Below are 13,502 nucleotides of genomic sequence, written 5' to 3' on the forward strand. Positions count from 1 at the left end.
CGGCGCATACTGAGTCCGGCCCCGAAAGGGGAGGCGATGCAGGGATGGCCACGAACACCGACGCGGGCGGTGAAGATCCCCGACCGGGTCGACTGGACGACGACGAACGCGCCGAACTCGACCGGTTGCGCGCGGAGGTCGCCACGCTTCGGGAACGAGAACGAGCCGCTCCCGGGACGAAACCCGTTCGCGAACCACGGCCCCCGAGACACGGATGGCGCTGGGCTGCGGTTGCGCTGCTCACCGTGCTGGTCGCGGTTCTGGCCGTCCTGTCGGTGACGGCACGGTTCGTGCGCAGCGAGATCCTCGACACCGACCGGTACGTGACCACCGTCGCCCCGCTGGGCTCCAACCCTGCTATCCAGACACAGATCGCGAACTCCGTCACCGACGAGATCTTCACGCGCGTGGACATCGAAGGCCTGACGACCGACGCACTGGTTGCCCTCACCGACGCCGTTCCGGCCACGGAGAACGCGCCCCGTGTCGACCGCGCGGTGGAGGGACTGGCACCGGTGATCACGGGGCAGGCGCGGAGCTTCGTCAACCAGACGGTGCTGTCGTTCGTACAGAGCGACCGATTCGAGGATCTGTGGATCCAGGCCAATCGCGCCGCCCACGATGCCCTGGTCGCGGTGGTGACCGGGAATCTCGGTCCGTCGTCCGTGACGGTCGACGATGCGGGTACGGTGAGCATCTCGCTCGGCACGGTGATCGACAACGTGAAGGCTCGCCTCCTCGACCGTGGTTTCACGTTCGCCGAGAAGATCCCGAGTGTCGACAAACAATTGGTCCTGTTCCGATCACCGGAACTGGTCCGGGCACAACGGGCCGTGAACACCCTCGACAACGTGTCCGATGTACTGCCCTGGATCACGCTCGCCGCTGCTGCCGCCGCAGTCGCGGTCGCACCGACGGGACGGCGCCTACGCGCACTCGCGTTCGTCGGCCTCGCGCTGGTCGTAGGCATGTTCGTTCTGGCGGTCGCCCTCATCATCGCTCGATCGCTGTATCTCGACGGTGTTCCGCCCGACGTCCTGTCGCCGGATGCGGCTGCCGCCATCATCGATGCCGTGCTGGTACCGCTGCGAACCACTCTCCGGGCGGTCGCGGTCCTCGGGTTGGTGATCGCTCTCGGCGCCTACCTCACCGGTGGTTCGTCCTCCGCCGAGACCGTCCGGCGCGGGTTCGGCCGCAGCCTCGACGCCGTGCAACGACTGCGCCGGCCGCGCCCGCCGAATCCCTTCGAGGCAGCAGCCTTCCGTGCCCGCATCGTGATCCGGTCGGTCATCATCGGAGTGGCCGCCCTGCTCGTGATGTTCTGGCGCTACCCCACCGGGCTCGTGGTCGCGCTCATCGTGCTGGGTGCGGTCCTGGCGCTGCTGGTCCTGGAACTGGTGATCAGGCCCGCACGCACCGTCGAGGAACATCCGGCGATCGAGGATCAGCCGACGACCTGATCGCCGCTACGACCGGTCCTGCCGATGAAGACGTTCACCGCGTCCTCGACGGTCGGGTGGAAGCGAGTCGGGTCGAATCTGTCTCCCACCCCGAATCTGACGAGCCGGTCCTTGATCGGTCCCTTCATCTCGGCGAATACGAGCCGGATTCCGTTGCCTTCCAGATAGGTGTCGAGGTCGACGAGTTCGTCGACGGCAGTGGTGTCGAGTCCTGTGATCGGTTCGGCCGCGATGATCACCCACTCGACCGGCACCTCGCTTCCGGCGACCACCGAGCGCACGTACTGATCGAAGATCTCACCGTTGGCGAAGAACAGCGGAGCGTCGAACCGGACGAGCACCAGCCCCGGGATACGGGTCCCGTCGGGATGACGCTCGACGTCGTGAAATCCCGGACGGTCGGCGGTCCGTACGAGTTCGGTGCGGTACGGCTGCCACGCGTGCGCGACCACCGAGACGAAGGACAGACCGATCGCGACAAGGATGCCCTGCAGCACGCCCACCAGAGCGACCCCGAGGAAGGCCGCGGCGGCCAGCCCGAACTCGACCGTGCTCATCCTCCACATCCGGACCATGCCCCGGATGTCGACCAGGGCCGTGGCGGCGACGATCACCACGGCGCCGAGAGTCGCATCGGGCAGGTAGGTGGTCAGACCCGGAGCAGCGAGTACGAAGACGAGGACGGCGACCGCGCCTACGACACAGGCGAACTGTGTACGCGCGCCGCTCTGCTCGGCCACCGGCGTCCGCGATCCGCTCGCCGAGATCGGGAACCCCCCGAAGAGTCCCCCGGCGATGTTGGCGGCACCCACCGCCTTCATCTCCGTACTCCCGTTCACGTTCTCGCCTCGGCGCGCAGCGAACGTGCGGGAGAGCACCCCGGTGTCGGCGAAGGCGATCAGTGCGATACCGGCCGCCGGTCCGACGAGCCGGACCACGTCTCCCCATCCGACCCCGCCGAACGACGGGAGCGGGAGCCCCTCGGGCAGCGCACCGACCATTCCGATGTCGTCGGTGAGATCCAGCGCGGCGGAGGTCACGATCGCTCCGACGACCGCGACCAGGACTCCCGGTATCCGCGGCAACCACAATCGGAAACCCACGATGACCGCGAGGGAGGCCAGCCCGATACCGGCTGCGACCGGGTCGATCCCGCCGCCCGCCACGGCTTCCCCGATCTCCCGGATCTCCCCCAGCAGGCCGGGTGCGTCGACCGAGAAGCCGAGCAGTTTCGGCAGTTGCCCGACGATCACGACGAGTGCGATCGCGTTCAGGTAACCCAGCCGGATCGGTTTGGACAACAGTTCGGTGACGAAGCCGAGACGGAGGAACCCTCCGACGAGCAGGATCACGCCGACGAGCACACCGAGTATCCCGGCGAAGACCAGGGCACTCTCCGGGTCGTCTGCGACGGCAAGCGGGAGGACGGCCGCTGCGATGAGCGGCGCGAGCGACGAGTCCGGGCCCAGGACGAGAATCTTCGACGGGCCGACCACCGCATAGGCCAGGAGCGGAACGATGGTCGCATAGAGGCCGGCATAGGCAGGCAGTCCGGCCGCTTCCGCGTATCCCATTCCGGCAGGGATGAGCAGTGCGGTGAGCACGAGGCCGGCGGTGAGGTCCGGACGCAACCACTCGCGACGGTAGCCACGAGCCGTGGCGATTCCGGGAAGCGCGGAGAGCCCCGTCAATCGGGACACGGCCCGAAGTTCCTGCGCACCGGGAACGAGCGCTCCCGACTGTTCCCGTGTCCCGTTTCGTGTTCCACGATCCACCTCCGCCCGACATCCATTCTGCGCCTTCGCCCGGATTCGGAGACCTGTTCGAGCCTTGACGAGTATCCGAGGCGAGGACGACGATCGAACGATAACCGGCGACGACGACGAGATGCGTCGGGTCCGACAGGTGATCGAACGTCGCATCGTTCGGTGTCCCCACGTTCCCTCGGACGACATCGAACGCGGTGCACGGTGGCTACCGCCGATGTGTCAGGAGCAGGGTCCGAGACGTCGTTCCGTTCCTCGTGGAGAAGGCGGTGAAGCACGGATTCTCCGAACCTTCGATTGTCGATTCCGTTCTTCCGCCTGCGATTCCGGATGTCGGAGGGTAGGACGTGAGCGAGCACGAGAACCCCACCAGTCACGGAGCGGAGGTCGGTCTCGGCTGAGGCCCGGGCGCGGGGCCGGTGGCCGCGCTCTTCCCGCCCGTGGGTATCGGGCTCGTCGGCACCACGGCCGGTGGAACGACCGTGGGAACACTGATCGGCCGGGTCGGCCGACGAACGGAACACGCACCCATCGACGAGAACAACCTCTCCCGAACAGGTTCCATTCGTTCCGAGCCGGGTCACCCGTCCCCGACCGTCGCGTCGTGATCGGTCGTGGCCGTGGACGGTCTCACCGAGAGATCCCGCCACCCGGCGAGCACCTCGTGCACGTTCTCGGCGCCCTTCAGCGGTTCGGGTGGCGGGGGCAGCGCGGCGGGATAGAGGAGGAACGGAGTGCTTTGCGGGCCACCCATACCGCCGTGCGAGCCGACCTGCTCCTCGAACGCCGCAACCTCGTCGGTCTCGGGCCAGTAGGCACCGCCGACCATGATGTCGGCGATGTTGTCGAAGGTGTCGGTGCGCCGGATCTTCGCCAGCGCATCGGGACCCATCACCTCGAGAGGGTTGCGGCCGGTGACCTCACCGGTCGTCACGTCCACCCGGCCGTGGGCTCCGAGCACGACGGATCCGCCAGGGGTGGCGACGAGCAGGAAGCCGATGCCGGGATGCTCCCGGAGAGCAGTGAGAAGCCCCGGGTGCGCGGCCTCGATGGTATCGACGTCGGCGCGGCCGGGCAGATGAGGGAAGTAGATCAGGCCGAGGTTGCCCGAGCCGAGCACGATCGGTTCACCGGCGACGGTGTGCGCCTGCTCGCCGGCCGGCGCGGCGTGCATGCTGGCTGCGGCATACGCGCGTCCTTCCCCTCCGGGCCGGGTCGAGGGCTCCGCCCTGCGCTCGTGCCGGTGACGATCGGCCGACTCGTCCCGTGTGGCCAACCGGATCACCAGTTGTCCCAGGCTCTCTCCGTAGCGTTGAAGAAACGTCGCGCCCTGACTCTGCCCGTGATCGGACAGCACGACGACGCGATAGGACCGGTCGGACTGTTCCGCGACCGCGAGCAGCATCGCGATGATGTCGTCGACCTTCGCGAGCACGGACAGCGTTTCGGGCCGAGAGATCCCGGAGTGGTGCGAGACCTCGTCGTAGCCGATCAGATCGAGGTAGACGACAGTACGTCCCTTGATCAGATCACCGACCACCGCGGCGGCGGTGACGTCGGTGGCGAGTACGGTCGCGAAGGCGCGGACGAAGGGGTACATTCCGCCACGCGGTACCCGTGGCCGGATGTCCTTCCGTTTCTGCCGCAGCGACTGACGAAGTTCCCGTTGCAGTTCCGCGATCATCCGGATGAAGGTGCGCAGCGCACTCGCAGGATCGGCGAAATAGGCGCTGTAGCCGGCGCCCCCACCGAGCCGGGCGCCGCGCATACGACTGACGACCAGTACGTTGTCCTGCGCACCACCGGTGAACAGGTTGCCCCGGCTCGCACCGTCGTGGGCGAGCAGCCCGGGCCGCTCTGCTCGTTCGAGTTCGCGCTGCTCGTTGTCGGCCGGGTTGCTGAACACGGAGATACGCCCGGTGGTCTTGTCGTACCAGCGGAATGCGGGCACGTTGTGGTTGGAGCCGTGCAGCACGCCCAGTTGGGTCGCTCCGGTCTGGCTGCTCCAATCGGTGTGCCACGGCACCAGCCGGTGGGTTTCACGCACCAGCTTCGCCAGGCCGGGCGTGACACCGTCGGCGATCGCCCGCCGCAGTACGTCGTACCCGAGCCCGTCGATCTGGATGCACAGCAACCCCGGAGGCGCACCCACGAGCGTCGCGTTGTGCCGCAATCGGAACCGGTTCCGTCGCACCTGCATCAACCGGTAGGCGGTATCGGAACGGGAGGCGATCGCGCCCGAGACGACGGAAGTGACCAGCGAGACCAGCGCGGCGAGCACGATCGCATCGCCCGCGCGGTCCACCCTGGCGACCGGTACCAGGTACAGCGTCAGCAGCATGATCACACCGCCGGCCACGAAGACTCCGGCGAACAGCAATACCGGGCCGATCCACGACATCAACCGCATCATCACCGGCCACAACACCGCGTTCAGCAGACCGAACACCAGCGCGAGTACCAGCGCGGCAGGCAGCGTCGGTATCGGAGCGAAGCCGGACCGGTCGAGGGTGATGCCGTCGAGGACCCGGTCGAGCACGACGAGCACGAGCGCCGACGATCCCCACAACACGAGGAACTCGACGAGTATCCGCAACAAGCCGCCCACCGTACGCATCGCGGGCCCCTTCCCACGTCTGGAATCGTAAGGTTCATGCGCACGCCGCCGCGTCCGAATGCCCCTGTATCCGGTCTGCGCTGGCTCGGGCATGCCACCACGCTGATCGAGGACCACGGGACGGTCGTCCTGACCGATCCGGTGCTCACCGACCGCGTCGCGCATCTGCACCGCCGCCGGGGACCCACCCCTGCCGGACCGCGTGTGCGCGATCCGGATGCCGTCCTGCTCTCACACCTGCACGCGGACCACACCCACCTGAGGTCGTTGCGGTTGCTCGATACGGACGTTCCGATCGTGGTCCCCTGGGGAGCTGTCGACGGATTGCCGGCACTGCGTCGATTCGCCGACCGGCTGGTGCCGTTGCGTCCCGGCGAGGGAACACGGGTCGGCACGGTCACCGTGCGCGCCGTGCCCGCCCGGCACGATGGCCGCCGTTGGCGTCGTGGACCGGAACTCGCGCCGGCGGTCGGGTACGTCGTCGAAGGAGACCGGCGCACCTATTTCGCCGGCGACACGGATCTGTACCCGGATCTCGCCGACCATGTGGGGCCGGTGGATCTGGCGTTGCTACCGGTCGGAGGTTGGGGGCCCACCCTCGGCGACGGCCACCTCGATCCCGGCCGGGCCGCTGTCGTCGCCCGTCTGGTGCAGGCAGGCCTGGCCGTACCGATCCACTACGGCACGCTGTGGCCGATCGGATTCGGCGCCGTCCGCCCCCGGTTGTTCTTCGAACCCGGCACCGAGTTCGTCCGCCGGGCCGAGTATGCGGGGATCGCCGCCGTGGAGCTGTCCCCGGGTGACTCGATCGACACACCGGGTACCGGCCGGGGTGAACGGTGAAATCGGATCCGGCAGGGAAGAATTCGTCACGACGGGATCGAGTGGACCGGCGAGATCGGTTCGAACGGCCGGAACTCCTGGTCGCTCCCCCGAACGACGCCCGCACTCGACTCCGGTACCTCCAGCCAGGCCCCTTCGAGATCCCGAAGAGGCTCGGACACCACGAATCGGGTGTCGTCGCCCAGCTTGTACAACACCTCCACTTCGGGATGCTGCGCCCGTACAGCCGTGATGTCGGCCGAGTAGAACAGCGAACGTGTCTTTCGTTCCGTCGAGTACCGGAACACCCAGACACTGTCGCCGTCGGTGGTGGCGATCGTTCCCTGCACGGGGTTCTCGATATCCTGACGGGCGGCGAGATCCTCCACGAAGCCGACGGCCTTCGCCACGCCGGTGAACGGGTCGTCTGCGAGGCCGAAGGTCAGCGCGAGGTAGAACAGCATCTCGGAATCGGTCGATCCCCGGATCCCGTCGTAGAGGCTCGGATCGACGGCCATCGCCAGATCGCGTTTCATCGCGTGGAATCCGTGCACCGCCCCGTTGTGCATCCACAACCTGTTCTCGTACCGGAAGGGATGACAATTGGTGCGCTGCACCGGAGTCCCCGTCGAGGCGCGGACATGCGCGAACATCAACGGCGTCCGGATCTGCGTTGCGATCTCCCGCAGGTTGCTCTCGTTCCACGCAGGTTCGATGCACTTGAACAACGCGGGTCTCGGACCTTCTCCGTACCAGCCGATCCCGAATCCGTCTCCGTTCGTGGTGGTCGCCCCCATCTTGGAATGCAGGCTCTGATCGATCAGGGAGTGGACCGGCCGGAAGAGCACGTCGTCCATCAGGACCGGGTCACCGGTATACACCATCCATCTGCACACACATACATTGAAGTCGCCCGGCCCCCCGTGGGGTGACGTCGTGAGACTTCATTTCGGCCACAATATCTTCCGCAACCCTGCGTAATCGAGGCGTGGAGGCGGCAATCGCACTCCCGGACGGTCGCGGGGAACACGAACGCGTAGCGCTCCGGTGGAGATCGTGCATCGAACGGGTGTCGACAACATCACCGACTCGCCGTCGACTCCGACCGGAATCTCCGGTACGTCCGCATCGACGACCACCTCTGTCGCGGTGCGCTGCAACAGCCCTCGGTCGTGAGTGCGACGGAGCAGGCCGATGGCCTGGCGGGCGTTCGAGACCGAGATCGCGACGACACCGAGCCGCCCACTGTCCAGACGGGCTCGTCGCCCGAGTCCCGCCAGGTCGTCGAAGGTGTACGGGCCGTTGCTGACCAGGACGGCCTGCGGTCCGTCGACGGTCTCGGTGTCGATTCCCGCCCGCAATGCAGGCCTACCCTGCTCACCGAGCAGATCCGGCAGCATCTGCAGTACCGTCGCCGTCTTGTCGGCGCGGTACTGCGGGCTCCGCACCACCTCCGCGTAGACACCGAAGGACGCGTTGTTGACGAACGGGCGACCGTTGATCCGGCCGAGATCGACGCGCAGTTCGACACCGTCGCCGAGAGCGCCCAGGCCCGCAGCGGGATCGTCCCGGTCCAGCCCGAGATCGAGGGCGAAATGGTTCCGGGTTCCGGCGCTGATCACCACGAACGGAAGTCGATGTTCCGCTGCGACCGCCGCGACCAGGGCCTGGGTTCCGTCGCCACCCGCCACGCCGAGCAGGTCGGCCCCGCGCTCGATTGCCTTCTCCGCCAGTTCGGTGACGTCGAGTTGCTGCGGTCCGCTCAACAACACCACTTCCGCCCCGAGTTCTTCGGCCTTGCGCTGCAGGTCGAAACGGACGACCTTGCCGCCGCCCGAGCGTGGATTCATGACGAAGAAGGGATGCCGAACGGGCACGGCCGGAAATTCCGGCTGCGGAGTCACCCGGGCATGTCGTAGAGCCCGGCGTCCACACCCGACCGCCACGGCCACGAGCAGCACCGATGCGAGGGCGGCCCACAGGTGACCCGCCGCCACGAAGACGACCACCACGACGACCGGCGCGAGCACGGTCACGGCCAGCGCAGCCGCGCGGATCACACCGTGGTGGGTGAGAAACCAGTAGGCTCCGGCAACGGCCAGGGCGCCACCGGCCACCGCGACCAGCAGCAGCGCGACGACGCCGCGCAGACCCGCCTCCGCGAGTGGCACCACGATCGCCGCGATCACGGCGATGCAGCCCGCCCATGCCCACCAGCGCGATTCGGCGACGTTCTCGTCGGTACTCGGGTGATGATCCTCGGACATGGGCGTCGACCTCGCATTCGCGTCGAGTACCGAGCACTCGGGGACGGATCGATCCGCAGCGGGCCGCGGTCGTTCCTACGGGTCTACGCCTTTCCGGAAGAAGTGTCCAGAGGCGTCAGTTCCCGCCGTAGCGGCGCGCGAAGGTGCCGAGCGACGACTGCAGGTCGCCGTGCAGGGCGCGCGCCACCCCCGACCCGATCGGGCCGAACAACGGCGCTCCGCCGAGTTCTATCTTCATGGTCAGCGCCGAACTGTCCCCGCGGGCCGCGACGGCGAGTCGCATGGAGAATTTCGTACCGCCCTTGCCCGTTCCCTTCAACACCACGTGGTGCGGCGCGTCCAGTTCGACGATGGTCCACGTGACCCGGTTGCGCATGCCCTTGACCGACACCACCGACTGCAGCGTGGTGCCCTCGGACAGGGCATCGGGAAGGTCGCTGCGCCAGCCGTCGTGGATGCTCAGCCACTCACCGAACGACTCCAGACGGGAAGCGTGCTCCCAGGCAGTGTGCGGGTCGAGCGGAAGATCGGTCGACACTTCGAGTTTCGCCATGGTCCGCAACAGTAGACGCTCGGTTCCGGGGACGGAGACCCGAGACACGGCGGTGGCCCGCCCCCGATCGGGAGCGGGCCACCGCGGCACGGAGGGTCAGTGGGAGACGGCCTTCTCCACACCGACACCGGTGAGCGAGCGAACTTCCATCTCCGCCTGCTTGTACCGGTCCTCCTGCTTGCGGCGTCCGACGAAGGTGCCCACGATCCCGAGGACGAACGCGAGCGGGATCGACACGATGCCCGGGTTGGACAACGGGAACCACGAGAAGTCGACCTCCGGGAACATCGCCGACGGGGCACCGGATACCGCCGGGGAGAACACGATGAGGACGAGGCAGCTGATCAGACCACCGTAGATGCTGAACAGGGCGCCGGTCGTGTTGAACTTCCGCCAGAACAGCGAGTACAGCAGCGTGGGCAGATTCGCCGAGGCGGCGACCGCGAAGGCGAGCGCCACGAGGAAGGCGATGTTCTGTCCCATGGCGAGGATGCCGAGGACGATCGACACCAGACCGATCACGACGACCGTGATCCGCGAGACCCGCACCTGCTCGTCCTCCGTGGCGTTGCCACGCTTGATGACGCTGGCGTAGATGTCGTGCGCGAAGGATGCCGAGGCGGTGATGGCAAGGCCGGCGACGACCGCGAGGATCGTCGCGAAGGCGACCGCCGAGATGATCGCGAGGAACAGCGTTCCGCCGAGTTCGAAGGCCAGCAGCGGTGCCGCCGCGTTCTCCTTGCCGGGAGCACCGAGGATCGCGTCGGGGCCGACCATCTTCGCGGCACCGTAACCGAGGACCAGGGTGAACAGGTAGAAGGCACCGATGAGCGCGATGGCCCAGGTGACCGAGCGACGGGCTTCCTTGGCGGTGGGCACGGTGTAGAAGCGCATCAGCACGTGCGGCAGACCCGCGGTACCGAGGACCAGCGCGAGGCCGAGGGAGAGGAAGTCGATCTGCGTCATGTTGCTGATGCCGTACTTGGCACCGGGAGCGAGCACGTCACGCTGCGCGACGGCCTCGTTCGACGAGCTCGACACCATCGCCTGAGCGTCGGCGAGCAGCTGCGAGAAGTTGCCCCGCACCGCGAACAGGACGAGCACGAACATCAGGCCCGCACCGGCGATGAGCAGCACGGCCTTGACCATCTGCACGTAGGTCGTGCCCTTCATACCGCCGATGAGCACGTACACGATCATGAGCACACCGACGACCGCGACGACGATGGCCTGGCCGACCTTGCCCTCGATGTCGAGCAACAGCGCCACGAGTCCGCCGGCGCCGGCCATCTGCGCGAGCAGGTAGAACAGCGACACCGCGAGGGTCGAGAGCGCCGCCGCCATACGCACGGGGCGTTCCTTGAGCCGGAAGCTCAGCACGTCGGCCATCGTGAACCGGCCCGTGTTGCGGAGCAGTTCGGCGACGAGCAGCAGGGCGACGAGCCATGCCACGAGGAAGCCGATCGAGTACAGGAAGCCGTCGTAACCGTAGACTGCGATCGCACCCGCGATACCGAGGAACGACGCGGCCGACAGATAGTCACCTGCGATGGCGAAACCGTTCTGCGGGCCGGAGAACTGGCCGCCGCCGGTGTAGAAGTCGGAAGCCTTCTTCGTCGTGCGGCTGGCCTTGATGACCAGTGCCATCGTGACGACGACGAACGCGACGAAGATGGCGATGTTGAGGATCGGGTTACCGACGTCGGTCCCACCCTGGGCGAGAACGGTCACTGCTGCGGTCCTTCCAGTTCCTCGCGGATCGCCGCGGAACGCGGATCCAGCTCACGGCCGGCGAACTTCACGTACACGGCGGTGATCACGAAGGTCGTGACGAACTGACCCAGACCCAGGATCAGACCGACGTTGATGTTGCCGAGGACCTTCGTCGCCATGAACTCGTCCGCATACGTGGCCAGCAGGACGTACAGGGCGTACCAAGCCAGGAAGAACGCCGTCACCGGGAACACGAAACGGCGCAGGCGGCTGCGCAGTTCCTGGAACTCCGGGCTCTCCTGCATCGTGACGAACTCCTGCGGCGTCGGTATCCGACGCTGCTGGGGTACGCCACTCTCGCTGAGTGGTGCTGTGGTCACTGCCGACTCCTTGGTAGTCGTGTGAAGTGAGGATGATCACAAGATTAATGAGACGGCAGTCACACGAACAGAGACGGGTACGGGTGGAACGACGAGGGGTGCGCTCGTGCGACGAACGGTCGCGTCACCGCGACGAACGGCGCCCCTCCCCGGGTCCCCGCCCCCGGTCGCCGAACGCACCGAGTTCGCGGTCGCGTCCCATGCCGAGCCGCTCGGGGACGTGCATGCGGGAGAACGTCCGGCCCAGGTCACGAGGGATCCGCCGGCGCGTCAGCACACTCACCGTGATCATCGTGAGGAACGCCAGCGGCACACTCAATGCCGCCGGATAGGCGGAGAGCACCGTCGGCCACCCTGCGGCCACCGACGGATCGATCGGCAGCAGCACGGTCGCCAGAGCGGCGGCCCCCGCGACGAGACCACCGACCACCATTCCCGCCGCGGCGCCGATCGCGGTGAGACCGCGCCACCAGATCCCCAGGACCAGCAGCGGACACAGCGTCGACGCGGCGATCGCGAAGACCTGCCCCACCGACCGCGACAGGTCGAGGGAGGTCACCGACAGCGCCAGCACGAGCGGCACCACGCCCGCGAGTACCGCCGCGATCCGGAAGTCGCGCACCCGTCCGCGCAGCACGTCCGTGGACAGCACGCCCGCGACACTGACCAGCAACCCGGAGGACGTCGACAGGAAGGCCGCGATCGCGCCCGAGGCCACGAGGGCGGCGAGCAGCTGCCCACCCCAACCGGACAACACCGATCCGGGCAGCAGCAGCACCGCGGCGTCCGACCGTCCCGTGATGAGCAACTGCGGGACGTACAGGCGCGCGAACACCCCGAGCAGCGTCGGGAACAGATAGAACAGCCCGAGCAACCCGATCACGGCGAAGGACGTCATGCGCGCCGCGCGACCGTCCGGGTTCGTGTAGAAGCGCACCAGCACATGCGGCAGACCCATGGTCCCGAGGAAGGTGGCGAGCATCAGCGAGTAGACCTGGAACAGCGGATGTTCGCTGCTCGCCCCCAATCCGGCCCCCGGAGACGCCCAGCTGTGGTTGTCGGTCGGCGCACCGGCCACCACCGGCACCGGAGACCCCGCGTCGAGGACGAGTTCGGTGCCGGCCCCGAGGACGTGCTCTCCCGGCTCGAGTTCGAAATCACCTGCGACCGATCGGCCGTCGACCTCTCCGGTCACCACGACCGGCAACGGCTCGGCGACCTGCACGACCACGTCGATCGTCACGTCGACGGTCGTGGTCTCCGTGACGGTGGGCGGCACGGGCTCGTCGACGGCCCGGTGGTCGCCGACGAAGTGCAATGTCAGCACCAGCGCCGGCAACGCGACGGCGGTGAGTTTGAGCCAGTACTGGAATGCCTGCACGAACGTGATCGAGCGCATCCCGCCGCCGACGACGTTGGCCACGACGATCACGCCGACCACCGCGACACCCACCCAGTCGGGTACGCCCAGAAGGATGTTGAGGGTGAGCCCTGCCCCTTGGAACTGCGGGACCAGGTAGAGGATGCAGATGATGGCCACGACCATCATCGACAGGGTGCGCAGCCACTTCTCCCCCAGCCGGAACTCCGCGAAGTCGGGGACGGTGTAGGCACCCGACCGCCGCAGCGGCGCAGCGACGAACAGCAGCAGACCCAGATAGCCCGCCGTGAAACCGACGGGATACCACAGTGCGTCGGCGCCGAACTTCGCGACGAGTCCGGCGACACCGAGAAAGGATGCTGCGGAGAGATATTCACCGGAGATCGCCGCGGCGTTCCAGCGAGGGCCCACACTGCGCGAGGCGACGAGGAAATCCGAGGTGGTGCGCGCCATCCGCACGCCGTACACGCCGATCGCGACGGTGGCGATCGCCGCGGCGACGAGACCGACGACGGTGGCGACGGGAATCGATCCGCTCACGGG

General features: G+C 67.5%; 10 protein-coding genes. 2 read left to right on the forward strand and 8 right to left on the reverse strand.

Annotated elements, in window-relative coordinates:
* Positions 1-44 precede the first annotated feature (44 nt).
* The gene (locus PV766_RS00300) at positions 45-1,460 is read left to right on the forward strand and encodes a hypothetical protein (RefSeq protein WP_421096204.1); all 1,416 of its coding nucleotides are present in this window, start codon (positions 45-47) and stop codon (positions 1,458-1,460) included.
* Here PV766_RS00300 and PV766_RS00305 read toward each other — a convergent pair.
* On the reverse strand, positions 1,445-3,160 hold the full coding sequence (locus PV766_RS00305) for a SulP family inorganic anion transporter (RefSeq protein WP_421096205.1): 1,716 nt from the start codon (positions 3,158-3,160) through the stop codon (positions 1,445-1,447). The two genes, PV766_RS00300 and PV766_RS00305, sit on opposite strands and share 16 nt — an antisense overlap.
* 646 nt (positions 3,161-3,806) lie before the next feature.
* Positions 3,807-5,843 carry an alkaline phosphatase family protein gene (locus tag PV766_RS00310; protein WP_421096206.1) on the reverse strand — a complete coding sequence of 679 codons (2,037 nt, stop codon included), beginning with the start codon at positions 5,841-5,843 and terminating at the stop codon, positions 3,807-3,809.
* 36 nt (positions 5,844-5,879) lie between these two features.
* On the opposite strand from PV766_RS00310, the gene PV766_RS00315 reads away from it, so the two are divergent.
* On the forward strand, positions 5,880-6,686 hold the full coding sequence (locus tag PV766_RS00315; protein ID WP_255162278.1) for an MBL fold metallo-hydrolase: 807 nt from the start codon (positions 5,880-5,882) through the stop codon (positions 6,684-6,686).
* Positions 6,687-6,712: 26 nt separating this feature from the next.
* Here PV766_RS00315 and PV766_RS00320 read toward each other — a convergent pair whose 3' ends face one another.
* From PV766_RS00320 to PV766_RS00345, 6 genes are all read right to left on the reverse strand, one after another.
* Positions 6,713-7,522 carry a class II glutamine amidotransferase gene (locus PV766_RS00320; RefSeq protein ID WP_242496759.1) on the reverse strand — a complete coding sequence of 270 codons (810 nt, stop codon included), beginning with the start codon at positions 7,520-7,522 and terminating at the stop codon, positions 6,713-6,715.
* An 87-nt stretch (positions 7,523-7,609) separates the two neighbouring features.
* A complete protein-coding gene (locus PV766_RS00325; RefSeq protein WP_421096207.1) occupies positions 7,610-8,932 on the reverse strand; it encodes a diacylglycerol/lipid kinase family protein in 1,323 nt (440 codons plus the stop codon).
* Between the two features lie 115 nt (positions 8,933-9,047).
* The gene (locus tag PV766_RS00330; RefSeq protein WP_421096208.1) at positions 9,048-9,485 is read right to left on the reverse strand and encodes a type II toxin-antitoxin system Rv0910 family toxin; all 438 of its coding nucleotides are present in this window, start codon (positions 9,483-9,485) and stop codon (positions 9,048-9,050) included.
* A 96-nt stretch (positions 9,486-9,581) separates the two neighbouring features.
* Positions 9,582-11,216, reverse strand: coding sequence for a solute symporter family protein (locus PV766_RS00335; RefSeq protein WP_064064351.1), 1,635 nt, complete (start codon positions 11,214-11,216; stop codon positions 9,582-9,584).
* Positions 11,213-11,578, reverse strand: coding sequence for a DUF485 domain-containing protein (locus PV766_RS00340; RefSeq protein WP_064064350.1), 366 nt, complete (start codon positions 11,576-11,578; stop codon positions 11,213-11,215). The genes PV766_RS00335 and PV766_RS00340 overlap by 4 nt, the downstream gene beginning before the upstream one ends.
* A gap of 124 nt (positions 11,579-11,702) precedes the next feature.
* Positions 11,703-13,499 (reverse strand): cation acetate symporter, encoded by a 1,797-nt coding sequence (locus PV766_RS00345; protein ID WP_129977085.1) that lies wholly within the window; start codon positions 13,497-13,499, stop codon positions 11,703-11,705.
* Between the last annotated feature and the right edge of the window lie 3 nt (positions 13,500-13,502).

The organism is Rhodococcus sp. As11, assembly GCF_048957735.1.
Lineage (GTDB): Bacteria > Actinomycetota > Actinomycetes > Mycobacteriales > Mycobacteriaceae > Rhodococcus > Rhodococcus gordoniae.